This window comes from Leifsonia sp. Leaf336 (assembly GCF_001423695.1).
Classification (GTDB): Bacteria; Actinomycetota; Actinomycetes; order Actinomycetales; family Microbacteriaceae; genus Leifsonia.
Genome location: NZ_LMOZ01000002.1, coordinates 756030 through 782169, shown reverse-complemented (window position 1 = coordinate 782169; position 26140 = coordinate 756030). Strand labels below are relative to the sequence as shown.

Here is a 26140-nt window from a genome sequence, read left to right as displayed (position 1 = left end):
GGCGGATATCCTCGCCCCACCCAACCCAGAAGCTCACGGTCCATGAGCTTCACCGGGATCGGCGATCCCGTGCACCGTACTGAAAGGGCGTCATCCGTGGCTTTGCACCGAAGTCGTCTGCAGTCCGTGCAGTTGGTCCGGCGACCGGCGTGTGCATCGTGAGCAGCGACGCGGCCGCGCTGACGAAAGCCCCGAGCAAGGGCCTTCTGAACTGGATCGAGAAGGCCGGCAACAAGGTGCCGAATCCGACGATCATGTTCCTCTACCTGATCGCCCTCATCGCGGTGCTCTCCGCGATCCTGTCCTGGGTGGGAGTGTCCGTCACCGACGAGGTCGTCACCCCGCTTCCGCACGATCAGTTCGCGCAGGTCAACGAACAGTTCGGCGGCACGTGGCAGATCTTCGACACCACGACGGGCCAGCCGGCGAATGTGCCCGACTACACGGTCGAGACGCGAACCGTCGAAGTGCAGAACCTGATCTCCATCGAAGGTATCCGTTTCTTCTTCTCCTCGTTCGTCGACAACTTCGCCGGCTTCGGGGTCGTCGCCGTCGTCCTGATCGCCATGGCCGGTGTCGGCGTCGCCGAACACGCAGGACTCATGGGGGCGCTCATCCGCCGAACCGTGAAGGTCGCTCCCAAGCGGTGGCTGGCGTTCATTCTCGTCTTGGTCGGCGTGCTCTCGTCGGTGGCCACGGACGCCGGCTACCTCATCCTGGTGCCGCTCGCAGCCGCCGCGTTCTTCACCGTCGGCCGACATCCACTCGCGGGGCTTGCAGCGGCATTCGCTGCCGTCGGAGCCGTGTTCGGGGTGAACCTGCTGATAACTCCGAGTGACAGTATGCTCACCGAGATCACCAATGAGGTGCTCTCGGCAGCAGGGATGAAAACGCTCGAGGTCACCCAGAACTATTACTTCTCCGTAGCCTCGTCGATTCTGATGGCGGTGGTGGTCCTGCTCGTGACGGTCTTCATCACCCAGAAACGACTCGGCCCATTCAACCCGGCGGACTACACGGCGGGCGATGGCGCAGACGAGAAGGTCGACGAGAGGGCGGAGGCGCGAGGACTCAAGTTCTCCTTCTGGGCGCTGATCGGCTTCATCGCGGTCATCGCGCTGCTCACTGCACCCCCGGGCGCACCGCTGCGCGACCCGGAGACAGGCGCGATCATCGGCACCACGCCATTCATGGCCAGCCTCGTCTTCATCATCACGCTCGCATTCCTGGTCTGCGGTGTCGCCTACGGAGCGGGGGCAAAGACGCTCGTCGGCGGGAACGCCGCCGTCGCCGCGATCGCGAAGACCTTCGGGAGCCTCGGCGGACTGCTCTTGATGTTCCTGATGATCGCGCAGTTCATCGCCCTCTTCAACTGGTCGAACCTGCCGACGGTCGCCGCGATCTCGGCAGCTGAGTTTCTGAAATCGGCGAGCGTGCCGGCCATCGTTCTGCTGGTCGCGTTCATTCTTGTGATCGTGATTCTGGACTTCATCCTCCCTGGCCTGGTGCCCAAGTGGGTGATCTTCGCACCCGTGTTCATCCCGATCTTCGCCTCGCTCCATGTGGCTCCGCAGACGCTGCTGGCCGCCTATCGTGTCGGCGACTCACCCATCAATGTGCTGACCCCACTGATGGTGTACTTGCCGTTCATGGTCACCGTCGCGCAGCGGTATAAGAAGGACGCCGGTATCGGCACCGTTATCGCGCTGATGATTCCGTACACGGTCGCGATCCTGGTGAGCTGGACGCTACTGTTCATCGCCTGGTTCCTACTGGGGATCCCGTGGGGCCCTGGCTCTCCGGTGCAAACCGGCGGCTAGGCCCCTCATCGCAGAGGCAATCGTCGCCCCGCAATCGTGACCCCGCCAATCGTCGTCAGAGGAGCAATGGCATGACCAGCAGGCAGAACACGGTGATCCCGACCGATTTCGCCACCATTCCTGGGCTCGACGCCCTGGATGCGGTGTCGGTGATCGTCGGCACACAGACCGATGCCGAGGCGATCGGCGTCGGCGTATACTCCGACGCCGACGTGCCACGATTCCTCGGGTTCGATCGCGCGGACCTCGCAAACGCCGGATTCGAGGGGAAGGCGTGCTCGTCCCTGCTACTGCCGCAGGCTTCCGGGCCGGATTTGGTCGCGATCGGTCTCGGACCCCGTGCCGATGTCGACGCAACTGTCTTCCGTGACGCCGCCGCATCCCTCGTCCGGACCGCATCCCGCAGAGCCACGCTCACCCTTCGCGTCGACGACCTGGCCGGCGTCGACGCGCTCTCCGCGATCCGTGCAGCCGCCGAGGGCGCGCTCTTGGCCGGCTACCGCTACACGGCGCTGAAAAAAGCTTCGACACACGTTCCGTTGATCTCGTTCGCGCTGGACGTGCCGGACACGGACGGCGCGGACCTCGCCATCGCTGCCGCCTTCGTATCGGCCCGCACCGCCATCGTCGCCCGGGATCTGGCGAACACACCTCCCGGTCACCTGACCGCAACGAACCTGGGCGAGATCGCCGTCGAGCTCGGCGCTCGATTCGGGTTCGCGGTGGAACTATTCGACAAGCAGGCGCTCACCGAGCTCGGCTGCGGAGGCCTTCTGGGTGTGAACCAGGGCTCGACGGAGGAGCCTAGGATGATCAAGCTCGATTACGCGCCGGAGGGTGCGACGAGTCATCTGGGGCTCGTGGGCAAGGGCATCATGTTCGATTCGGGCGGTATCAGCCTGAAGCCGAGCGACCCTATGCACCTGCTTATGAAGATGGACATGAGCGGCGCCGCTGCGGTGCTCGGCGCGTTCACCGGGCTGCGCGACAGCGGAGTGCGCACCCGGGTGACCGGCTGGCTGATGTGCACCGACAACATGCCGTCCGGCACGGCATACAAACTCGGTGATGTTCTCACCGCACGCGATGGAACCACTGTCGAGGTGAAGAACACCGACGCCGAAGGGCGCTTGGTCATGATGGACGCGCTCGTGCTCGCGAACGAGGCCGCTGTGGATGCCATCGTCGACATCGCGACGCTGACCGGTGCGGCGTTGGTGTCGCTCGGCGCATCGACCGCCCCGATCTTCGGCAATGACCCTCGAACGATCAACCTGGTCCGCGCGGCATCCGCCGTCGTCGATGAACCGCTGTGGCAGCTGCCGCTGGAGACGAAGTACCGTCAGCAGCTGGACTCCTCCATCGCCGACATCGCCAACCTCGGCGGCCCCTACGCCGGTGCCACCACCGCTGCACTGTTCCTTCAGCACTTCGTGGGCGACACCCCCTGGGTGCACCTCGATATCGCCGGCACCATGCACGCGGAGAAGGACGACTCCTGGCGGACCGTTGGCGCGACCGGGTTCGGAGCACGGATTCTGCTCGAGACCGCTCGCACGTTCACACAAAAGGACGCAGCATGACGCGTTCACACCGGATGGCACTGGTCTCGATCACGGCACTCGCCACGACGCTGATACTGACGGGGTGCGGTCCCGCTGCAGCGCCTCCTGCCGGTACCTGGGGTTCGTCCGCGGAGGGCGAGCCGCAGCTCGTCCTTGAAGCGGACGGCTCCCTGTCAGGCACAGACGGATGCAACCGGCTACACGGAACCTGGAGTAAAGCGGGAAACACAGTGACGTTCGGGGAGGTCGCGTCCACGCGCATGGCATGCCGCGGGGTGGACACCTGGCTGATCAACTTGGCGACAGCGACCGTTTCCGGAACCACCATGCGCGTCCTCAATTCGTCCGGCACCAAAATCGGAACGCTCTCCCGCTGAGCACCCGGCTGAGGACACCGCCAGTTCGACGGTGTACGCCCAGAGCTGACGGCATCGTCTCGCGATCACTCCGGATCACCGGGCCGAGACAGTCCCGGCCATAGTCCGTGATCGGGCACGCCACCGGAGCGGTCCACGGGTGTGGAGCTCCGGAATCCGCGGACGGCCTCGCGGTCAGCACGGACGAGGCAGAACTCGCCGTCGAACGGTCGGTGCGCCGCGTCAGTCGTTCGTTGAAGGAATGGGGGCCTCCACCTCGCGAAGCCCGAGTACGCCGCCCTCGTTCGGGTCGCCCTCCCGCCGGCACGGCCTGACCGCCGAAGGGCACGTCGTCGTCCCCTTCGGCGCGCGAGGGGGACAACGACGTGCCCTTCGATCGTCGAGTGCTACTGGGGTGAGGAGTCCACGAGGTCGGCGTCGGCGGGGGCGGGGGCGCGCTCCGCCTCGCGCCGCTCGGCCTCCAGGCGCTCGGCCTCCTCGCCGCCGATCGCCTCGCCGCGGGCCACGAGTCCCGACTGCTCCGACAGCGGGATCTGCTTGAGGAACAGCGCCAGCAGGAACGCGACCGCGATGAACGGCAGCAGGTACCAGAACACCGGGGCGAGAGCGTCGGCGTAGGCGTTCACGACACCCGTGTGCACGGCCTCCGGGAGCTTGTTCAGCGCCTCCGGGCTCAGAGTGGAGGTCGCACCGGCCGCATCCGAGGCCGAGGCTCCGGCCTTCGTGAACACCGCCGTCAGGTTGTCGGTGAGCCGCGTGGTGAACAGCGTTCCGAACACCGCGGTGCCGAGGGCCGCGCCCACCTCGCGGAAGTAGTTGTTCGTGGAGGTCGCGGTGCCGAGCTGCGCGGCGGGGACCGCGTTCTGCACGACCAGCACGACGACCTGCATGATCAGGCCGAGGCCGGCGCCGAAGACGAACAGGTAGACGCAGATCAGCCAGATCGGCGTGGAGGCCGCGAGCGTCGTCATGCACACCATCGCGATGCCCGTGATGATCGTGCCCAGGACCGGGAACAGCTTGTACCGGCCGGTGCGGGTGATCAGCGCGCCCGACAGGATGGAGGTGCCGATCAGGCCGACCATCATCGGGATCATCAGCAGGCCGGAGGCCGCGGCCGAGGTGCCCGATGACATCTGCAGGAAGGTCGGCACGAAGCCGATGGCCGCGAACATTCCGATGCCCAAGGCGAGACCGATGGCGGTCGCGTTGATGAAGATCGGGTTCTTGAAGAGCGAGAGCGGGATGATGGGGTCCTTGGCCTTCGCCTCCGCGATCACGAACGCGACGGCGGCAGCCAGCATACCGACGCCCCATGCCCAGGTCGCGAGCGAGCCCCAGCCGTAGGCCTTGTCGCCGCCGAAGTCGGTGAAGAAGATCAGGCACGTCGTCGCGATCGAGAGGAACAGGATGCCGAGGATATCGATCGGCTGCGTGGCCTTCTTGGTCGGCAGCGTCAGCGCGAAGATCGCGATGACGAGGGCGGCGATGCCGACCGGGATGTTGATGTAGAACGCCCACTGCCACGTGAGGTGGTCGACGAAGAAGCCGCCGAGCAGCGGACCGGCGACGGCCGACAGACCGAAGATCGCGCCGAGCGGGCCGAGGTACTTGCCGCGCTCGTTGGCGGGCACGATGTCGGCGATGATCGCCTGCGACAGGATCATCAGACCGCCGCCGCCGAGACCCTGCAGAGCGCGGAAGACGACGAACGTCCAGAAGTCGCCCGCGAAGGCGCAGCCGATGGAGGCCGCCGTGAAGATCGCGATCGCCGCGATGAACAGCCACCGCCTCCCGAGCACGTCGCCGAGCTTGCCGTAGACCGGCATCACGATGGTGGTGGCGAGGATGTACGCGGTGGTGATCCAGACCTGGTTCGAGACGCCGCCGAGGTCGCCGACGATGGTCGGCATGGCGGTGGAGACGATGGTCTGGTCGAGGCTGGAGAGCAGCATCCCAGCGATGAGGGCGCTGAAGATGATCCAGATGCGGCGCTTGGTGAGCAGCATCGGGGCCGGCGCTGTTGCGGTGGTCATGGTGTCCGTTCGTTCTTGTTTCTGTGTGCTGATGCTGGGGGTGATGCCTAGAAGAGCCGGCGCACGGCCTCGAGGCGGCGGTGCACGATCGTGGGGAGGTCGTCCGTCGGTCGGCCTCCGTCGTCGTGGTGCTTGAAGTACTGCTCCACGCTGGTGCGCATGATCGCGCCGACGAGCTGCACGGCGGCGGCGGCCCGGAGGTCGCCGGGGGCGAGGCCCTCCCGGCGCTCGACGAGCTCGATGTCGCCGCGCTCGCCCTCTCCGGCGACCTGGAGCATGTGCCCGATCAGGCGCGGCTCGCGCTCGAACGCCCGGATGAGCTGCGCGACCTCCGCGGCAGTGATGCCGCCGAACGACCAGCGGTCGAGATGCAGCGCGATCAGGTCGTCGACGAGGTGCGGGAGGCCGCGGGCGCCCGCGGCCGCGAACCTCTCGGCGGCGCCCGACTCGTCGAGGTCGACGGGCACGCCGATGACGGCGTTCTCTTTGGAGGCGAAGTAGTTGAAGAAGGTGCGGCGCGAGACGCCGACCTCCTCGCACAGCTCTTCGATCGTGAAGCCGGTGAGACCGTGCTCGATCGTGAGCCGGCGGGCCGCGTCTTTCAGCCCTTGCGCGGTTTCGGCCTTGCGCCGCTCCCGGGTGGACATCGCACCGGAGATTGCACTCTCACTCACAAAGTGCAAGTTTGCACTGTTTAGCTGAAAGTGCAATGTGAAACGCCGACGCGCCGGGGAAACTGGACGACGGACCCGCCCGTCCGATACCGTCGCCGGGTGACCGACACCTCCCGAACCGAGTCCGGCTGGCGACGATTCTGGAACCGCGGAGGGTGGTGGAAAGCCGCGCTCGTCGCCGGCGTCTACCTGGGCCTCTACCTCGGCACCGGCTGGCTGATCGGCACCCTCTTCGGCTCGCAGATCGACAAGAAGGACATCCTCGCGACCGTGCAGAGCGTGTTCTTCGGCATCGCGCTGGCCATCATCGTCGGATCGGTGCTGCTGATCGTGTTCGGAGCGTCGCTCGGATGGCTGCGCGAGCTGTTCGGCCGGCAGCCCATCCGGGGCCGCGGCTGGATGTGGATCGCGCCGGCGATCGTGCTCGTCGCCGCGGTCCTGCGCATCCTCGGCACCGACTACTCCCGCTACAACGTCGGGGTGCTCGTGATGGTCTACGTGACCGGGCTCTTCGTCGGCTTCGCGGAGGAGCTCCTCACCCGCGGCTTCGCCGTCGACCTCCTGCGCCGCGGCGGCTACTCCGAGCGCGTCGTCATGCTGCTCTCGTCGCTCATCTTCGCGCTGCTGCACGCGACCAACGTCCTGAGCGGCCAGCCCATCATGACGGTCGCCGTCACGATGGCCTTCACCTTCGTGTTCGGCGTGGCGATGTACCTCACGCTGCGCGTCACCGGCAGCCTGATCTGGCCGATGCTGCTGCACGCCGTCACCGACCCGTCGACCATCCTGGCGTCGGGCGGCGTCGACTCGGCGACCACGACCGTCAGTCCGCTCGCGGGCCTCGCCGGGATCTCCACGTACATCTACCTGGCGATCACGATCGTGGCGATCTTCGCCGTGCGCGGACGCGTGCGGCCACGCGAACTCCAGCCCGTCGCGCCCCTGCCTGCCTGAGCGACCGGCGGCCTGAGCGACCCTTTTGGCCCGAGGGCCGGGCGGCTCAGCCGCTCGTGTTGAGCGTGTAGCGGCCGGAGGCGCACCCGGTGACGAGCCAGCCTCCCGGCGTCGAGGAGGTCGCGATCGCCGTGACGCCGGTGGAATGGACGACGGGTTTCGGCGCGCCCGGCACCCACACCTCCAGCCCGCAGCTGTCGTGCCCGGCGTTGCCGGTGAGCAGCAGGTCGCGCCCCTTGGCGGTGAGCATCGTGAGCGTGCCGGGTGCCGACCGCGGGTAGGCGCGGCTCAGAACCGAGAGCAGGTCGGTGCGGGGCGCCGCGTCGCCTCCCGTGCTGCAGTTCTGCACCTGGAGGCCGTTGCCCGTCGGACCGATGCCGTTCTGCGGGTCGCCGCACGCCTGCTTCCAGACCCAGTAGGCGCTGCCGAGCCGGTTCGCGTCCTCGGCCGCCGCGTAGCGCGTGAGCCGCGCGTCCACGTCTTTCGTGTCGCCCCAGTAGCCGTACTCCCCCGACCACAGCGGAGCGTCGTACTCGGCGGCGACGCGCTGGGCGAGGGTGAACTGCCGTTCGAGCGAGACGATCGGCGGGAGGCCGAGCGAGCGGTCCATCGTGATCGACTCGGCGTAGAGGTGCGGCGAGAAGACGATGTTCCCGTCCGTCGTGAACCCGGGCGTCGGCCCGGTGTCGAAGCCGAGCCCCGACCAGAGGATGCTCGGCTCGACGACCACCAGCTGCCGCGACCCGACTGCGCGGATCGCGCCGATCGCCCGGTCGTAGAACCGTCCGAGGAGGGAGGAGGTGGTCACCGGCGCGGTCTCGCCGAAGCCCGGCTCGTTGAGGAGGTCGTAGCCGGCGACCGTCGGTTCGTCGCGGAAGATCGCCGCCAGCTTGCCCCACGTCGTGACCAGCGCCGACTGCACCCCGGCCGTGTCGAAGTAGAAGTTCTGGAAGGCCCGGTCGCCCGCGGGAGAGATGTCGCGCCCGGTGAACTGGCAGCGCGGCGCGCCGTCGGTGATCGTCGCCCAGGCCGGTGCGCCGTCGTAGCCCCACATCGGGTCGGTGCCAGGCCGGCAATCGGTGCCGGCGGGGGTCGCGCCGTTCCACCAGCCGTCCTGGTGCATGTCGAGCACGATGTAGATGCCGTGCTGGCGCGCCCACCTCACGGCCTCCTGCACCTTCGCGAGGTAGGCCTTCGAGAGCACGCCGCGCGTCGGCTCGAGCGCCGACCACGAGAGGTTCAGGCGCACCACGTTGAATCCCTGCGCCGCGATGCCGGCGAAGTCGGCCTCCGTCAGCGGTCGCGTCGCCGGGACGCCGGCCTTCGGCTGGTAGAAGTCGACGAGCTGGTTGACGTTGACGCCGCGCAGCAGCACCTGGTCGCCGCGGCCGTCGGTGATGGTGGTTCCGGAGGCGCGGAGGAAGCCCGCGGGCGCGGCGGCGTCTGTCGCGCTGGCCGACGCCGGTGCGATCGCCGGCACCGCGAGCGCGGCCACGACCGCTACCACCACGATGGCCGCCGCCGACAGCCGAGCCACGCGCACCCTCCCCGCGGCAGGGATGCGCTCGACGACGAGCGCTCCGACACCGACGATCCAGCCCACGCACGCGCCGAACGAAAGTCCGTCGGCGAACGCCACGTATGCGGCCATCCCGGGCCAGAGGTCTCCGCTCAACCCGCCGTCGACGGCGAACGCGACGATCGCCTGCACCAGGCCGACCAGCCCTCCCGCGACAAGTGCTGCGAGCCAGCCGCCCAGCACGCCCGGCACCCGCCGCCGCATCCACCGCTGGCACAGCACGGTGGCGAGCCCGATCAGCAGTACGGCGACGATGACCGACAGGGGCCCGCGGTCGGGGCGCGCGACCGGCACGCCCGGTGCGTACGCCGCGCTCGTCCACCACTCGCCCGCGAGCAGCGGGGCCGCGGCCGCGAAGAGCGCCGCCGGGATCCACGGAGGACCGCAGCGGTACGCCTCCCGGGTCGTCGGCCCGCCGAACCAGCGGGCGAACGCCGCCACGATCAGCGCGGCCGGCACCGCCTTGGCCGTCACGTACCCGGCGGCCCAGGCGCTGATCGCCAGGTTGCCCGTCATCACCAGGCACGCGAGCGCCTGCGCCAGCAGTGCGGCCAGCACCACACCGGCGACCAGCGTCCAGTAGCGCTGGCCGGCGCGCAGCGTCACCCACCAGACCATCCCGAGCAGCACCGGGAGGTAGACGAGGTAGGGAGCGAACGGCCAGACCCCGGCCGTGATCGTCGGCTGGGCGCCCGACCAGCCGACCAGCGCGAGCAGCCCGGTCGGGTCGGCGACCGCCTGGAGGATGACCAGGACCAGTGCGGTGGACACCGCGACGAGAGGACGGCGGACCGACTTCATGACACTCCATCGTGACGACATGCAGGGGGCCGCCGACGGTGGCAGCCAGCACAGAATGCGGGATTCGGCACTGAGTGTCAAGTTGGCCACGGTGGGAGGATGACATCGTGACCCAATCGATCCTTCTCATCTCCGGCACCTCCTCCGGCATCGGCCTGACCTCGGCCGTCGCCGCCGCCCGCGCCGGGTTCACCGTCGTCGCCACCATGCGCGACCTGGGCCGCTCCGGCGCGTTGCGCGCCGCGGCCTCCACTGCCGGCGTGACGCTCGATCTGCAGCCGCTGGATGTCACCGACCCGGCCTCCATCGCGGCCTGCGTCTCGTATGTGGAGTCGACCTACGGACGCCTCGACGCCCTGCTCAACAACGCGGGCGCCGGCCACCTCGGCACGATCGAGCTCGAGTCGGTGGAGGCCGTGCGCGCCGTGATGGAGGTCAACTTCTTCGGCGTCGTCGCTCTCACGAAGGCGTTCCTGCCCTTGCTGCGTGCCAGCAGTGGCCGCGTCGTCAGCGTGTCGAGCGTGGGAGGCGTCGTCGGCCAGCCGTTCAACGAGGCGTACTGCGCGGCCAAGTTCGCCGTCGAGGGGTTCATGGAGTCGCTGACCCCGGTCGCCGCGACCGTCGGCGTGCGCGTGAGCGTGATCGAGCCCGGCGCCGTGACGACCGAGTTCGTCGCCAACGTCGGCGGGCAGCGTTCAGTCGATGGGACGCCGTACGAGGGCGCGTTGAACGCCTACCTGGAGCGCACCGCCGCCGCGTTCGACCCCGCGAATGCACAGACTCCGGAGGGTGTGGCCGACGTCATCGTTGGGGTGCTGACCTCCGAGAATCCGCCGGCCCGCGTGCAGACGTCGGAGGCCGCGCGTCGCTTCGCCGGCGTGAAGCTGTCGGATCTGGACGGCGCGCACGTGCAGCACGTGACGGCGCACTGGGTGACCGGCGCCGCCTGACCTCCGTGGTGGCTCTTCGTCTCCGAGGGGCACGCAAACGCCCCTGAACTCGCGTTTTTGGGGCGCTAACGTGCCCCTCGACGGCTCGCGACTACCGCCGTCGCCCGCCGACGAGCGTGTAGAGCAGCGGGAGGACCGAGACGCTCATCAGCACGATCCCGAGCGGCAGCACCGTGGGCAGCAGCACCGCCCCGGCAACCAGCAGCGCACTGAACAGCACCGCCCCGATGAGCCGCCGTGTCACCCGCTCCAGCCGCGCGATGCGCCGGTCGAGGTCGGGCGTCTTGACCGCGAAGTCGCCTTCTTCGATGCGCGTGATGACGGTGTCGAGGCGCTTCGGAAGCCGCACCGCGACACCAGCGATCGAGACGGCCTCCTTGAGCACGTCTTGGATGACGTTGCCGCTCTCGTCGCGCAGGAGCTGGGTGGCGTAGGGCTCGATCGAGTCCCAGAGGTTGAAGTCGGGGTCGAGCGCGCTGCAGACGCCGGAGGTGAGCGACATCGCCCGGATGATGAGCAGGAAGTGCTCGGGCAGCTGGAACGGCAGCGACCGGATGACGTCGCCGAATTGGATGGCGAAGTCGCGGAACTCGCGCTGGTCGACCTCCCGCAGCTCGGCGAACCCCATGCCGCCGAAGCGCGCGAACAGCTGCGTCATCGCCCGTTCGAGCTCGCTCGTGTCGGAGCTCGGCAACAACACCCCCACGTCGCGCATCGCGTCGACGAGTCCCTTGCCGTTGCGGGAGGCCGCAGCGATGAGTAGTTTGCGGAGACCGCTGCGCGTGCTGTCGGGGACCTCCCCCATCATTCCGAAGTCGATGAACGTGAGTTTCCAGGGATGCGCGGTCGTCGCGTCCATCGCCTCGGCCGGGTCGGGCACGCGTGGCGTGACGAAGATGTTGCCCGGGTGCGGGTCGGCGTGGAAGAAGCCGTTCGTGAACAACTGGTCGAACATCACGGACGCGAACACCGGTGCCACGTGCGCCGGGTCGATGCCGGCCGCACGCAGAGCGGCCGCGTCGGTGATCTTGATCGCCGTCACGTCTTCGAGCGTGAGGACGCGCCGGGTGGTGCGCTCCCACACCACCTCCGGGTTGGCGACGCGCGGATCGTGCGCGAAGTCGTCGGCGAACCGCGCGCAGCTGCGGGCTTCGTGGAGGTAGTCGATCTCTTCGAGGCAGGTCACCGAGAACTCCTCGACGAGGGCCGGCATGTCGACCCGGTCGGCCACGACCCGCACCCGCTTGAGCCAGCCTCCCACCCGCCGCAGGGCCGCGAGGTCGACGTCGACGATCGCGTCGATGCCCGGCCGCTGCACCTTGACGATGACCGTCTCGAGCCCCGTGTCCTCCCGGTCGGCCTGCGCCAGCCGCGCCCGGTGCGCCTGGCCGAGGGAGGCCGCGGCGACCGGAACCGGGTCGATGCTCTCGAACACGCGGTCCAGCGGCATGCCGAGTTCTCGTTCGGCCAGCGCTGCTATCGCGTCGAACGGAACTGCCGGCACTTCGTCCTGCAGCCCTTCGAGCTCTTTCGTGATCTCGGGCGGGAGGACGTCGAGGCGCGACGACATGAACTGCCCGACCTTGATCATCAGCCCGCCGAGCTCGACCGCGAGGTCGTGGAAGCGCCGCGCGAACGCGGTCAGCCGCTTGGTGCGGCCGCGTTCGCTGAACCGGGCGAGCCCGATGCGCGGCAGGAAGAGGTCGTACCACCAGATATGGATGAGGTTGCGTGCCGCGAACCGCAGGATGCGGCGGTAGCGGGCGCGGGTATCCCCCGCGCCCGCCGTGTTGCGTGTGGCCGGGGCCGCCACCCCGTCAGTCCTGCGCGAGGATCGAGTAGAGCTTGCGGCGCGCGTCCTCCAGGACGGTCACCGCCTCCTTGATCTGCTCGGGCGTGCCCGTGCGCCGCACCTGCGCCGCCGCCTGGGCGAGCGCCATGCCGGCCTTCGGGAGGTCGCCGTCGAAGGGGTTGTGGCCGCCGCCGAACGGGCCGCGGCTGCGGGTGCTTTCTCGCTCGCTGTCCGTGTCCCAGGGCGCTGGCCCAGCCTCTTCGGCGGCAGCCTTGCCCTCTTCGGTGAGCGCGTAGGTCTTGCGCCCGTTGGACTCCTCGGCCGTGATCAGCCCCTCGTCGGCGAGCAACTGGAGGGTCGGGTAGACCGACCCGGCGGACGGCTTCCAGCTCCCCCCGCTGCGCTCCTCGATCTCGCGGATGATCTGATAGCCGTGCATCGGCTTCTCGGCCAGCAGCGCCAGGACGGCGGACCGCACATCCCCACGCCCCATCCGCGTGCCGACCTTCTTCTCGAACTGCGACCTGAGCTGATCGAACGCCTGCCACAGGTTGTCCGGGTTCATGTTGGCGCCCCAGCCGCCGCCACCGGTGAATGTTCCGCTCATGATGTCCTCCTCGGGAGAAGCGGGTAACGATAGTTCACGATATATCGTTCGGGGGAGAAATGGGAGACCTCTACCTGCCCATCTGCTGTGTGATGCCCGGGCCCGGCCTGAAGGGGATCATGGCCCCAGCTCACCTGCAAGCGCCGCGGAGATTGGTGCCGTGCGTTATCAGCTAAAGTCAGCTTGCGCATTGTTAGCGAGCGCCGAGAGGGGTCGGAATGGCGAAGCTAGATAGCGCGACCGTGCGCATCGGCAAGTTATTTGCGGAGGGATTCTTCTTCTCGATTCCCAACTACCAGCGCCCCTTCTCGTGGGACAAGGATCAGCTTTCGGATCTCATTGAGGACTTGATGGAGGCCAACCGAGAGAATGACTATTTCCTAGGGACGCTCGTACTCCATGAGACGGCCGCGGATACCTTCGACGTCGTAGATGGACAGCAGCGGCTTACCGCGCTATCGATCCTCCTCGCTGTCCTCCGTGATCTTTTGGAATCGGATGCCGCTGAAGTTCAAGACATGCTTGTGCAGCCGGAGAAGAGGTTCCTGAAGATCTCGTCAAGGCCGCGAATCTTCGTCCGCGACTCGGCGCCGTACAGCAAAATCGTGACATCGCTCGGTGGCACATCGGACCTCGAATCCGATGAGCCGCTCCAAACGAGTGTCGACCAGCGGTATCGCGCGGCCGTTGCTATTTTTCGCGACGCACTCGGCAACGAAAGTCAGGACTATCTGCATGATTTGGTCGAGTTCATCGTTCAGCATGTTGTCGTCATTTACCTAGCGGCGGCGAGCTTTGATGACGCCTTCCGTCTCTTTACCGTGGTAAATGATCGCGGTAAGCAGCTGCGACGGATCGATGTGCTGAAGGCTGTCAATTTGAGCCCAGGGGTGATCGCTGATACCGCTCTACGCGAGGAATATGCGCGCAAATGGGAGGGTTTCGAGGAGGCTCTGGGCGAAGGGGACTTCGAGAGCCTCTTCGCTGCGCTCCGACTTGTCTATGTGCAGGACAAGCCCGAGGGTGACCTGCTCCATGAATTCGAGAAGCGGGTCTATGCGAACAAGGCTCGCCCGTCGGCGGGTGTGAACTTCATCGACGAACTGGGTGAGTTCGTGGACTTGTGGGACGCCATTTTCATTAGTCGCGATTATCTAGTTGCCGGCCCCGATCATGCGCGATTCAAGACCCTGATGCACGCAATGGTTGGCGAGTTCCGAGCAAGCGAGTGGAAGGCGTGCATCCTGGCCTACGCGCGAAAGTATGGCACGGTGTCGATGATGGACTTTGTCTTAGCAATCGAGCGCCTTTTTGTCGACCAGTGGGTTCGTGGTGTTCGTAAAGACGAGAGGTACTCGGCCTACACTGCGATTCTCAAGACGATTGAAGTTTCGCCCCACGCTGCTGCCGTCATCGAATCATTTGCGGTCCCGTTGGACGCAGTTCAGAAGGCGTGCCGGAGCGCAAACTTCTATGGGGCTGGCTTCGCCAAGTACCTCCTTGTGCGCGCTGAGATTCAGGTCGCTGAACTGGGCGCGCCCCGAGAGTTCGCCCCGCGGTCCATTGAGGACGTGCTCCCGCAGACGCCGAGAATCGGGAGTCGATGGCTATCCGATTTTACGGAGGAACAAGCCAGGGAGCTCGTCCACTCGGTTGGGAATCTCGTTCTCTTGAGCAAAGGGAAGAACTCGTCCGCGCAAAATAAGGAATTCGAGGATAAAAAAGCGACGTACTTGTCGCCCCGCGTGTCTGACTACCCAAGGAGCCTCGAAACGCTCGCCTTCATGGAGTGGACACCGACTGTGATCAAAGAGCGCACTGAGTCTTTTGCGCAGGGGGTACTTGGACCGTTTTGACGCGGCGCGCCTTCAACGACTCAGTCCGTTCGGATGACACGCTGGAATGGCCGGGCCTGCGCAGTCTTCGGCACTACGCTGGAGAAAAATGGCCCCCTCGGGCTGCCGGCAGGATCGAAGGAGCACTCGGATGACCTTGCCTCGCATCGTGAGTCTGTTCTCAGGTGCGGGAGGGCTCGACCTCGGGTTTCATGATCAAGGCTACGAGATCGTCTTCGCTGTTGATCGAATGGCCGCCGCAATCAAAACCCACCGCCGTAACTTCCCGAGGACGACCTCGGTCGCCGTGGATATCACCGACCGGGATACCTCGACGGGCAAGCTCATCGTGCTTGGTCAGATTGAGAAGGTACTCCGAAAGGGTGAGGCAATTGGTGTTATCGGCGGACCGCCGTGCCAGGGATTTTCGCGAGCGAACCCGAAGTCGCATGCCGACGATCCTCGTAACCAGATGCCCTCGTTCTACCTGGAAATCGTTGAAGCCCTACAACAGCTGTATGACGTCCAATTCGTTCTTTTCGAAAACGTAATGGGCATCCGTGACGCGAAGCACGCGGTCACCTTCCAGGGCATCATGCGGCGCTTCAAGGACCTTGAACTCACGGCCGGAGTCGCGGAACACTCAGCTCTCGACTATGGCGTGCCACAGACTCGCACTCGAGTCATCATCTCGGGATTCAAGGACGAAACTGCTGCAAAGACATTCGTACCGCTTCACGCAACGGAGGCGGACCTCACAGTCCGCGGAGCTATCGGTCACCTCCCGGCACCCGCGTTCTTCGCGCGAGATCTGCTAGTTGATGACATTCCAGAGCATCCGAACCACTGGACTATGAAGCCCGTATCCAGGCGGTTTTCTGGCGAGGGCTTGAGCCCGGCACCTACGCGAAGTTTCCGTCGACTTTCTTGGGACAAACCAAGCCCGACCGTAGCCTACGGACACCGTGAAATCCACGTGCACCCTGACGGAACTCGTCGACTCAGCATCTTCGAGGCGATGCTGCTTCAGGGATTCCCCACGTCATTCGTAATCGAGGGAACTCTGTCGCAGCAGGTGGAGCAAATCTCGAACGCTGTCCCGCCGCCCGTCGCCCGATCGCTGGCTGCTGCTGTTGCCACGGCGCTTAGGAGCGCCGCGGAAGGAACTGTTGCTGACGCAGCATGACACGCCCGGAGTTACCACGACCGTGATGTCGAAGGTCATCGCTAGGGTGGACTGCGAGCGGGGGATTCATGGTTGAGGCGGGGGCTAGGCCGGGTCCGGCAGTGCTGCTCAGCCTTGCCGAAAGTCGCGATGCCGAGCCAATTCGATCCCCGTGGATTGGGCCCCTTCTCGCCCTTGGGACTCGGTTGTCGCGGAAAGCTCAGACATATAGTGGACGCCAGTTGATAGTCGCCCTTTCGGTGCCTAGTCGTGAATTCGCGGCCGTTTTAGTAGGCACCGGGTGGACAGTCTGTCGCCCACCGGCCGAGACAATCACGGATCCGCTTATAAGGCTTCGGGAAGCGCTGCCTGGGCGGAACTACCGTGCCGTGAACGCAACGCACGTAATCTCGGGTCGGTTTCAAGGTCTTGATGAATCGCACCGACCACCAAGAGTCACGCTGGCGGGGCAGTGGGCCGTGGATCGGATGGCTGCGGTCGCGCCGGTTGCCGAAGCGGACCCCGCGGAGAAGATGCCGCGCCCGCCATTGGGCAGCATCGGTCGCATGACTGGCGTCGATCGAGACTGGGAGCGGCGGCTCGTCGCTCCTGCCGCCGACGTTGCCATCGTCGGTACCAAGAGCTGGATTCTCGACGACCTCGAGGGCGTCCTCGCCCGAGGCGACGACGCGGACGGTGACGCGATCGAAACTCTCCTTCTCCCTAAGACCGACAAATCGGCGACCTGGTTCACTCGCATATATTCGTCAGCGGGTTTCGGGGAACAGCTGGCCTCCCTGCCCGAAGACCTTAACCTCGTGATCCTTGATGGGCAGGCAGCAATCCGGTACTTGAACGGCATCCTTGTTCCCGTCGTGGTGTGCATCTTCGATCGTTCGGTCGCGGACGAGACCGCGGCGGAACAAGTTGTCCAGCTCAGGAACTCTCGAGGCGCCCCCTTGTCGCTGGCTAGCGACCTGGGTTGGGCGGCGCCAACTGGCGTGGAGGCGTTCGCCTTCACGGTGGCGCTATGACATCGCGTGTGGCGGAGCTCGACCGCCGCTACGCAGCATCGTCTGCGCTTGTACGCGAGGGCGTGCAGATTATCGCCGTGCATGATTCGCTGGCATCGCGCTTCGATGCAGCGACGCGCAGCCTTTTCCGGCTTGTGCAGCGCGATGGTCCCGGGGTCTGGGATGATCTGGCCGGCCCGGCGAAGTTGCTCCGATGGCATCTCATCACTGATCCGCTGCCAATCGAGCGCAATGACATTCTGAGGTCTGGAGTCGAGCGAGTAAAACGGCAGGCAGCGCGGCTTGCGGGAGCCGTGGGAGAGCCCGAGGTGCTGACCGAGATACGCGACGCCGCGAGCGCGCTCCTGACACGCGACCCACTCATCGGCCGTGTCGTCGTTGAGTCGGCGAACGAAGTGGGAGTTGGGACAGCTGTGATTGTCGCCGCAAGCTCGCGTGCTCGCGAGGCCCTCGGCGGCTGGCTTGCGACGGATGGCCTTCGGGTACTAACACTCGGGGACCTGGAGCGTGTGGAAGTTTCCGAGGAAATCGCGTATTTTGTTGGTCCCCCGAGGTTCTTCAAACCCATCGCAGTAACAGCGCCGCGTACTCCGGAGGTAACTTTCGTTGTCCCCGGGTGGTTCGGCGACCTGAGCCTCCCTCGGTCTCCAATCTCGGACTACGCGGAAGGCGGGATTCGGGTCGGCGTCCGAGTCGTCGAAGCTGGCGAGTCGGCGCAGGAGGTGCCGGAAGAGACACAGGACGGCCTGAACGGAATCCCCGAAGAGGAACTACTGCCCCAGCCTTTCTGGGGCATACGAGTCAGTGAAGACCGCGCTCCAACACTCGATGAAGTGGAAGCGCACAAGGTTCTCCTAAGCGGCGGTCGTGCGATTTGGCTCGAAACAGACGGTGAACGTATCCGTTCCCTTGACCCCACTCAGCCTGCGGGGGAGCGGGTCACGTACGTCGACGTTTCGCTCCTATCGGCGGGCACATACTTGCTTCTCCGCGAGGGTGCCGGCGAGAGCGAGTCACTGCACGAAAGGGCATTCGACAGGCTCGGAACTCGCGCGGCATCCATCCGAGACTCGCAGGCGACGTGGAAAGCGGCTCTTTCGGATCGGTTGAAAACGAATGGTATCCGCGATTCTGAAGTAGCGCTCCGTACCCTCGATGTTCGTGCCGCGGGGCAGGTGAGCGCTTGGATATCCCCGCACGTCATCCGGCCGCAACGCGACCGCGACTTCGAACTGGTCCTCACCTGGCTGGGGCTCCAAGTGCAGCCATACTTCGAAAACGCATCGACGCTTCGATACGAGGTTCACCGCGCAACTCGTGAACTACGTAACCGCCTCGAGGCTGTCGCGGACAATGCCGACCTGCACGAGCTTGAGCGCATGGGTCATATGACGCTCGACATCACTGAGCCAGGTTTCAGGGGAATATTTGTGACGAAAGTCCTCGGCATTTCGCCGTTCACGGAGCTCGTCGCCCGACACGAGGCGCGCGTGCCGTTCTCGGATCGAGGGGCGCAATGGCTCGAATGATCCCGGCGTACTGCGTGGACACGGCGCCCCCAGGAGAAAAGTCGGTGTTCGCGGCGCTTCAGAATGCTCCTGGCACCGAACACTGGACCGTGCTTCATTCGCTCGGAATCGCTCAGCATAAGCGCCAGGTTGAGGGCGAGGCCGATTTCATCGTCATCGTGCCGAGAGCTGGACTGCTGGTGGTCGAGGTCAAGTCACATCGCTCTGTTGAACGCCTCAGCGACGGCAGGTGGCGGCTCGGGCGCGATGCGCCGACCGCGCGCAGTCCATTCCAACAGGCTCAAGGAGCCATGTACAGCATCCGTGAGTACTTGCTTAAGAAGCGAGTTGATTTACGCGATGTTCCGACGCTGTACGCGGTGTGGTTCACCGGAGTTAGGGCCCGAACGAGCCTCCCAGATTCGCCGGAGTGGCACGACTGGCAAGTTCTAGACTCACAGGACCTGCCGTCGGCATTCTTTTCCGTTAAGCGAGTCATGTCTGCCGGAGCTCAGCACCTCTCGGCAACTCTCAAGCACTTCGGCAATAACGGGTTGGGGCCAGATGGGGTCCTTGCCAACAAGATTGCCCAGCTGCTTCGCCCGCGCTTCGAGATCGTCTCCACCCCAAGCGATCGCCGACGCGCAAGGGAGGGACAGCTAGCACAGTTTGTCGAGGAGCAATTTCGAGCGCTCGATGCCGCGGCCGACAACAAGTCTGTTCTATTCACCGGTCCAGCTGGAACGGGGAAGACCTTCCTAGCCGTCGAAACTGCTCAGCGGGAAATCGCACAAGGCCGAAGTGGACGACTTCTCTGTTTCAACCGGTTTCTTGGCCGCAGCCTGCGCGACAAGTTTTCGGACACAGTCGGCCTGGGCGTTAGCACGCTGCATCAGGAGATGCTACGTCTGGCAGGTTTGGGCGGACCGCCTGATGGAGCGGGGAGTGACTTCTGGGAGCGAGAGCTACCAGATCGCGCACTCGATGGGCTTGCATCACGAGGCTCGAAAGAGGTTGGCGACTTCTTGATAATCGATGAGGTGCAGGACATCGCGACTGATGCATACCTCGACCTCCTCGATTTTCTTGTGGTTGGCGGACTCCGGGAAGGCCGTGTTCTCTTGTTCGGCGACTTTGAGCGTCAAGCGATTTACGCCAACGAGGAGGGCCGTGAGCGCCTCCGCTCGAGGGCGCCACACCTGGCATCGATTCGGTTGCTTGAAAACTGTCGCAATTTGCCGCGAATCGGATACGAGGTCAACCTGCTTGGGCACCTCGAGCCCGGTTTCAAAGAGTTCCGTCGAAACGACGATGGGATCGACCCGGTTATTGTCCGATACAGTTCGGGCGACGATCAGTCCGCGCTTTTGAAGAAGGCGATCAGCGACCTTCGCGACGAAGGCTTTGATCTAAGCGAAATCGTGGTGCTGAGTCCCCTTGGCGAAAGCTCAGTAGCAGCAAGTACGTCCGATCCGTGGCTGCGCCAAGTATTGCGACCGGCGGACGGAAAATCTCCGTCGCGCGGTGAACTTCGCTTCTCGACCATTCACGCGTTCAAAGGTCTCGATGCGCCGGCCGTTGTGGTCACGGACCTTGTCGATTCTGGTGCGTCGAACTTTGATGCTCTGCTCTATGTCGGACTCACGCGAGCGACCGACCGTCTCACCGTTCTGGTAGAAACAAGCACACTGCGCCAATTGTTAGGGGGCCGGTTATGAGTGGTGTCGACGCTCGTCGCACCGTCGAGGACGCGTTACGTAGAGAACTCTTCGGCCCGCTCGACGGCGACCAGATCCGCGGTGTGCCATTGAAGTGCGCTGCGGGCGCCGTGCATTTCGGGAAGGTGGAAGAGTCCAGAGGGCAGTTCCATGATGCCGACACGGGGCAGGAGATCCTCACGAGTGGGACGCCGTTGACGCGTTACGGAATCGGCGTGCTTTACCCGGGGGCCCTTGTCGGTGGCTCAGCTATTGACAGCCGAGATCTTGATGACACGCAAGAGCTCGTTGGAGTAACTGGCGTTGCGACGACGGAGGATAACCCACAAGGCTCGCCGATCGAGATCACGGGTCGGGTTCGGCACGACGTCGCCGATTCCGATGACTTCGATCTCGCCGACGCGAACGCTTTCAAGCCGTCCGCAATGGCAATCTCGTTCCAATGCCGGACCTCGAATGCGGGCACCTTCACGATTGCGCTTCAAGCCGCCCGCTACGAAAAGCTGGCTATCCACCTTCCTGGGCTCGCGAAGCCCGTGGAGTGGTGGGTCAGGCGGCCATTCCAGGCGACCGGCGCCATCCCGGGACGCACGCTCCTACAAGAGACGAACCGGCTGAAGGTCGTGGACGTTTCACGGTCAGACGGTATAGACAATGTGCCGGTCGCGGTCAGAGTATTCAGTCGCCCGGTGTCCGGATCCGATGATGACACCCTCCGCCTGGTAACCGTAGCCGTCGTCAACGACACCCCCGGGTCTGGTCCTGCGTCGGCCCTGTTTCAGGTGGGTTTTTCGGTTTCGGCTGATGAAGGCAGCGACATCGCCCCATATCCCGAGGTGGACCTGCCGGACCGAGATGCGGAGCAGAAGTCCCTCGACTTGCTGTATCGCAACCAGCGAACCTACGCGATCGGTCATGGGTGCGCAGCGGAGTGGGGTGTCGTCGATGAGAGCGGCAATACTTCGCGGGTAGATGCAGTCGCACTGCCCGCACACGAGGTTGTCAGCCTTTCGCCCAACGTCTACCTCGCAGACGCCACGGGCAACCCTGTGCGCGACGCCAACGGGAATCGAACGCTTGTCTCGGTAAGCATGAAAGAGCTGGCCGAAGGGAGTGCCGAGGGGGGTGCTCAGGTCGAACTCGTTTTGAGTCAGTACGAGGCTTGGATCGAGCGCCGCGAATCAGAGATATCGGCATTGCTGCCCAGGTACCAACACGCGGCGCGCGAGCACATGCTTCGAGCGCGAGAAGCACTGGAACGCATGCGCGAAGGCTGGGGTCTTCTATTTACGAATGCACTCGCTGCTCGGACCTTTCGTTGGGCAAACGAGGCGATGCTGATGCAACAGATCCGTTCGAGCGTCCCTCTGCGGGAGGTGAAGCAAGGTAGCGACCGGGTCTGGCGGGTCGCCGGTGCACACCCGACACCGGTCGTTCCGGAAGGACGCGGGCTCTGGAGGCCGTTCCAGATCGCATTCTTGCTGGCGGTGCTGCCTGAACTCATCGAGCCTGAGCGTCCCTCGCGAGCTCAGGTCGATCTGATCTTTTTCCCGACCGGCGGCGGCAAGACAGAGGCCTATCTCGGCGCGGCCGCAGTGAGTCTGCTCGCCCGGCGGCTTCGCAACCCAAACGATGTCGGCACCGACACGCTCATGAGATACACGTTGCGTCTTCTTACCGCCCAACAGTTCCTTCGGGCAGCATCCCTAGTTTGCGTCCTCGAAGACATCCGGGAGCGAAACTCAATTGATCTCGGTGGAGCTCCATTTGGAATCGGAATCTGGCTCGGAGGTAGCTCCACTCCAAACTCCTGGCGGAGTGCACTCGACAACCTACGTGCTCTTCGCACCCGGTCCCACGAGCAGAACCTCTTCCTGCTGCTGCGCTGTCCGTGGTGCGGCACGCAGATGGGACCCCAACAGAAGCGCGGCGGTGGGCAGGAGCCTATCGGGTATGAGGAGATGTCGGGCAAGGTGGTCTTTCGTTGCATCGACCCCCAATGTAAATACGCCCGTCGGTCGGGGTTGCCTGTCCACGTCGTTGATGAGGACATCTACGATGTGCGGCCCTCCATCGTCATTGGCACGGTCGATAAATTCGCGATGATGGCATGGCGACCCATGGCGAGGCGGCTCTTTGGTCTTGATGATCAAGGCGCGCGAAACGTCTCGCCACCGAGCCTCATCATCCAGGACGAGCTGCACCTGATCTCCGGTCCGCTGGGCTCTATGGTCGGCCTCTACGAGCCCATGATTGACGAACTCTGCACTGATCGTCGGGGAGCTATCCCTGTTCCGCCGAAGGTCATCGCGTCGACGGCGACGGTACGTCGTTACGAGGATCAGGTCCGCAGCCTGTTCGGTCGTGGCCGCGTTGCATTATTTCCCCCTCACGGACTGGAGGAAGGCCGGTCCTTTTTTGCGGAGCCAGCGACCAAGCCTGACGGTAGTCGAGAGCCGGGTCGCCGATACATCGGAGTGATGAGTGCCTCGCTTGGCTCCACTCAGACCGTGCAAGTTCGGGTGACCGCTGCGACCTTACAAGCTGCCACGACAATCCCAGAAGCTGACCGCGACGGCTACTGGACGAATCTCAACTTCCTCAACTCGCTGCGGGAGCTGGGCAACACCGTTTCACTCTTGGAATCCGACGTCCCCGACTACCTCACGGGTCTCATCAGACGCGACGGGATCGATCCCCGATGGCCGCAGCGTACGATGGAGCTCACTTCCCGGCGGAGATCGGATGAGATCCCCAAAGCGATTGAGCAGCTCCAGGTGAAATTCGCTCCCGGCAAAGACCGCCAAGAAGCCGTCGACATCTGCTTGGCCTCCAACATCATCGAGGTTGGCGTCGACATCGATCGGCTCGGCCTCATGACGATCGTCGGTCAGCCGAAGACCACGGCGCAGTACATCCAGGTCAGCGGCCGTGTTGGTCGAAAACCTGAAGTTAGCCCGGGACTTGTTATCACGATTTATGGGGCAGCCAAGCCCCGAGATCGCAGCCACTACGAACGCTTTCGCACCTATCATCAACAGCTATACGCGCAGGTGGAGCCGACTTCCCTGACGCCGTTTGCGACTCCTGTTCTGCGACGGGCCCTTCATGCAGCTGCCGTCGCCTACATACGGCAGACCTCGCCCGTAGCCCTTGGGCCCGATCCATTCCCCAAATCGGCCTATGACCAAGCGATCGATCTTCTCCGGGGTCGAGCTGCAATCGCGGACCCACATGAGCTTCCAGCGCTCGACCACATCGCTCGGGAGCGGGCAAGACAGTGGGACGGATGGGAGCGAACGCAATGGGACGCGAACCCGGCACCGTTTGGCGATCCACTGCAGGGGCTGATGCGCTTCGCGGGTACGCTTCCAGACCTCGGAAGCAGATCGACGATCTGGGACGTTCCGACGAGCATGAGGAATGTGGACGCCGAATGCCAACTCGAGATCAGTCAGGCTTATCTCCTCGAGGACACCACACCGGAGGAGCTTCCATGAGCACAGGCGCCATGCGGAGAGCACAGCTCGTGACACCTTTTGGCGTCGGCGCGATGAGCGTCCTGGTCAACGGGACATCCGTAATTACTGCTGGCCTCGATCACTGGTACGAAGTCGTCGACCGGAGTTCGCTCGCGATGGAGGAATACCAGGAACATGACTGGCGGCTCCAATCTCGCCTAAAGGTGTCTGAGTTTCGCCTTCCTCCTGATTACCGATATTCCGGTCAGGGCGTCGACCAGCGGAATCTGAGGCTTACCATTCCCGTGCTTCGTTTCCCGCGTTGGTCATTCTGCATGTACTGCAAGCGTCTGGAGCTGAGCAAGCTAACAATGAAGGCGCCGGTGGAATGCCCTGACCCTAGACATGCCGACAAGAAGTTCAAGTTTCGAATGTCGCAGGTGCCGTTCGTCGCAATCTGTTCACGGGGACACCTCGAAGACTTTCCGTTTGACAAGTGGGTCCATCGTTCCGTGGACCCGGCTTGCCAAGGTCCTCTCCGTCTGAAGTCACGTGGCGGGGGCGGACTTGAAGGCCAGGTGGTGACCTGCGACCGCTGCGGCAACGAACGATCGCTCCGAGGCATTACAGAGGCTCACTTCGACAAGGCAACCGGTGACGAGCACACAAATCTCAGCGATCAACTCGTATCGCCTCAGGCGCCATACCTTTGCAGTGGTGCACGGCCTTGGCTCGCGCAGCTGGAGGGCGTCTGCGATCAGCCGATTCGAGGAGCTCTGCGCGCGGCGGGAAACGTGTATTTCCCGAAAGTCGAGTCCTCAATCTACCTGCCTCGCCGTGAGGGAGCAGTGAGCGAAGAAGTCCATCAGCTCTTGCGTCACCCTGCGGTCAGTGCGACCTTTGCCACCGTGTTCGAACTCTCGGATGCTGATGTCTCCGGCGCTCAGCTGCGAAGACTCCTTGACCGAAACGTGCCCCCCGAACTGTTTGCCCCGATTTCGGACGAAGAATTGGTAGCCGCGTACCAAGATCAGTTCGGTATTGGCGCTGGTCCAATTGAGGAGCCCGCGGAGATTCCCGCCGATGCCGAGAGTCTCACCAGTAACGACATTTGGCGGCACCCTGAGTACGCGAAGATCCGCGAGACTCCAAAGGATGACTATCTCGCCGCGTCTGATCCCGGCACCCACGTCGACCTGCATGCGCACCTATCGAGGGTCCGGTCTGTAGATGTTTTGCGGGAGACCCGCGCGCTTCGTGGGTTCACTAGAGTTCGTGACGGCGAGCTCAAACTCTCTGAAGGCAAGGCCTTGTTGCGGCGGGCGAGCTTAACGCCGGCCCAGGATTGGCTCCCCGCGTACGTTGTTAAGGGAGAAGGGATCTACTTCGAGCTCGATAATGAACGCCTCGCCGCTTGGGAAGCGCGTGCCGAGGTTCAACTCCGGGCTGATCTCATCACTGACCACTTCGGATCGGTCTCGAGCCAGCGAGGACTCCAGGGTCGAACGATCAGCCCGCGATTCGTCCTCCTACATACGCTCTCTCACATTCTGATCAACGAACTGATCTTCACGTGCGGGTACAGCTCCGCATCGCTGAGGGAGCGCCTTTACGTCTCGAGCTCCGAAGACCGCAATATGGCGGCGGCTCTCATCTACACCGCAGCCGGAGACTCCGAAGGAACGATGGGTGGCCTGGTTCGAATGGCTCGTCCCGAAAACCTTCGACAAGTCTTCGCTTCTGCCCTTGCAGACGCGCGCTGGTGCTCGACCGACCCAGTCTGCATGGATGCAGGAGAAAACGGCCAGGGTCCGGACTCGTGCAACCTGGCGGCCTGCCATGCTTGTGCACTGCTGCCCGAAACGAGCTGTGAAGAATTCAACCGTTTCCTAGATCGAGGGCTCGTTGTCGGGACGCTGGCCGACCCATCACTGGGCTACTTTTCGGATGCGTTCTTGCCATAGGGCGAGTCGTCGAGTGAAGTCATACGGGACCCGATCGCCAGGGCTCTAGCGTTGTCGGCGAGAATCCAGCGAGACAATTTCTGACAGAGAGCGGGCCAACGTAGCCCACGCGCGAGCTAGCGCTTGTCGATTCTTCGTGCGCGCTACGCACTAGCGTGCATTCGACGCGGAAACTGCAACTGCCCATTCCGTAGGGGTCGAGATATATGAGCGAGCGCGTGCAACTCAGGTCACATTGAGTGAGTCACGAGTCTTATGCTGGCTGGTTTCTGAGCGTTCTCTAATTCCAACACGGGTGAT

General features: G+C 64.3%; 17 protein-coding genes. 12 read left to right on the top strand and 5 right to left on the bottom strand.

Annotation, left to right across the window (positions count from 1 at the left end; all coding sequences use genetic code 11):
• Window positions 1-158: 158 nt before the first annotated feature.
• The 3 genes from ASF88_RS12540 (at window position 159) to ASF88_RS12530 (ending at window position 3762) form a co-directional block, all read left to right on the top strand.
• Window positions 159-1820 carry an AbgT family transporter gene (locus tag ASF88_RS12540; protein ID WP_200935276.1) on the top strand — a complete coding sequence of 554 codons (1662 nt, stop codon included), beginning with the start codon at window positions 159-161 and terminating at the stop codon, window positions 1818-1820.
• A 71-nt stretch (window positions 1821-1891) separates the two neighbouring features.
• Complete coding sequence (locus ASF88_RS12535) at window positions 1892-3403, top strand: leucyl aminopeptidase family protein (RefSeq protein ID WP_082518940.1); 1512 nt, start codon at window positions 1892-1894, stop codon at window positions 3401-3403.
• On the top strand, window positions 3400-3762 hold the full coding sequence (locus tag ASF88_RS12530) for an META domain-containing protein (RefSeq protein WP_327063243.1): 363 nt from the start codon (window positions 3400-3402) through the stop codon (window positions 3760-3762). Before ASF88_RS12535 ends, ASF88_RS12530 begins: the two co-directional genes overlap by 4 nt.
• A 386-nt stretch (window positions 3763-4148) precedes the next feature.
• Here the strand turns inward: ASF88_RS12530 and ASF88_RS12525 are convergent, their stop codons facing one another.
• Both ASF88_RS12525 and ASF88_RS12520 read right to left on the bottom strand, forming a co-directional pair.
• Window positions 4149-5798: an MDR family MFS transporter gene (locus ASF88_RS12525; RefSeq protein ID WP_055918816.1), complete on the bottom strand. Its 1650-nt coding sequence runs from the start codon at window positions 5796-5798 to the stop codon at window positions 4149-4151.
• 47 nt (window positions 5799-5845) lie between these two features.
• The gene (locus ASF88_RS12520) at window positions 5846-6472 is read right to left on the bottom strand and encodes a TetR/AcrR family transcriptional regulator (RefSeq protein ID WP_235493430.1); all 627 of its coding nucleotides are present in this window, start codon (window positions 6470-6472) and stop codon (window positions 5846-5848) included.
• A gap of 99 nt (window positions 6473-6571) precedes the next feature.
• Here ASF88_RS12520 and ASF88_RS12515 point away from each other — a divergent pair, with 99 nt between their 5' ends.
• Complete coding sequence (locus ASF88_RS12515) at window positions 6572-7426, top strand: CPBP family glutamic-type intramembrane protease (protein ID WP_055918810.1); 855 nt, start codon at window positions 6572-6574, stop codon at window positions 7424-7426.
• Between the two features lie 46 nt (window positions 7427-7472).
• On the opposite strand, the gene ASF88_RS12510 is transcribed toward ASF88_RS12515, so the two are convergent.
• Window positions 7473-9806 carry a glycoside hydrolase family 5 protein gene (locus tag ASF88_RS12510; protein ID WP_055918807.1) on the bottom strand — a complete coding sequence of 778 codons (2334 nt, stop codon included), beginning with the start codon at window positions 9804-9806 and terminating at the stop codon, window positions 7473-7475.
• 107 nt (window positions 9807-9913) lie between these two features.
• On the opposite strand from ASF88_RS12510, the gene ASF88_RS12505 reads away from it, so the two are divergent.
• Complete coding sequence (locus tag ASF88_RS12505) at window positions 9914-10756, top strand: SDR family NAD(P)-dependent oxidoreductase (RefSeq protein ID WP_055918803.1); 843 nt, start codon at window positions 9914-9916, stop codon at window positions 10754-10756.
• 91 nt (window positions 10757-10847) lie between these two features.
• Here ASF88_RS12505 and ASF88_RS12500 read toward each other — a convergent pair whose 3' ends face one another.
• A complete protein-coding gene (locus tag ASF88_RS12500) occupies window positions 10848-12569 on the bottom strand; it encodes an ABC1 kinase family protein (protein ID WP_055918799.1) in 1722 nt (573 codons plus the stop codon).
• Between the two features lie 4 nt (window positions 12570-12573).
• Entirely contained in the window at window positions 12574-13155 is a 582-nt protein-coding gene (locus tag ASF88_RS12495) for a PadR family transcriptional regulator (protein WP_055918796.1), read from the bottom strand.
• A 218-nt stretch (window positions 13156-13373) separates the two neighbouring features.
• Here ASF88_RS12495 and ASF88_RS12490 point away from each other — a divergent pair, with 218 nt between their 5' ends.
• From ASF88_RS12490 to drmB, 7 genes are all read left to right on the top strand, one after another.
• Window positions 13374-15011: a DUF262 domain-containing protein gene (locus ASF88_RS12490; RefSeq protein WP_055918793.1), complete on the top strand. Its 1638-nt coding sequence runs from the start codon at window positions 13374-13376 to the stop codon at window positions 15009-15011.
• A 130-nt stretch (window positions 15012-15141) separates the two neighbouring features.
• A complete protein-coding gene (locus tag ASF88_RS20130; RefSeq protein ID WP_082518939.1) occupies window positions 15142-16176 on the top strand; it encodes a DNA cytosine methyltransferase in 1035 nt (344 codons plus the stop codon).
• 545 nt (window positions 16177-16721) lie between these two features.
• Window positions 16722-17189, top strand: coding sequence for a hypothetical protein (locus tag ASF88_RS12485; RefSeq protein WP_055920393.1), 468 nt, complete (start codon window positions 16722-16724; stop codon window positions 17187-17189).
• Between the two features lie 8 nt (window positions 17190-17197).
• Complete coding sequence (locus tag ASF88_RS20435; RefSeq protein WP_157498339.1) at window positions 17198-18718, top strand: hypothetical protein; 1521 nt, start codon at window positions 17198-17200, stop codon at window positions 18716-18718.
• On the top strand, window positions 18706-20415 hold the full coding sequence (locus tag ASF88_RS20125) for a nuclease-related domain-containing DEAD/DEAH box helicase (protein ID WP_235493428.1): 1710 nt from the start codon (window positions 18706-18708) through the stop codon (window positions 20413-20415). Before ASF88_RS20435 ends, ASF88_RS20125 begins: the two co-directional genes overlap by 13 nt.
• Complete coding sequence (locus ASF88_RS12470) at window positions 20412-23915, top strand: helicase-related protein (RefSeq protein WP_055918786.1); 3504 nt, start codon at window positions 20412-20414, stop codon at window positions 23913-23915. The genes ASF88_RS20125 and ASF88_RS12470 overlap by 4 nt, the downstream gene beginning before the upstream one ends.
• Window positions 23912-25840: a DUF1998 domain-containing protein gene (gene drmB / locus ASF88_RS20120; RefSeq protein WP_082518937.1), complete on the top strand. Its 1929-nt coding sequence runs from the start codon at window positions 23912-23914 to the stop codon at window positions 25838-25840. Before ASF88_RS12470 ends, drmB begins: the two co-directional genes overlap by 4 nt.
• Window positions 25841-26140 lie beyond the last annotated feature (300 nt).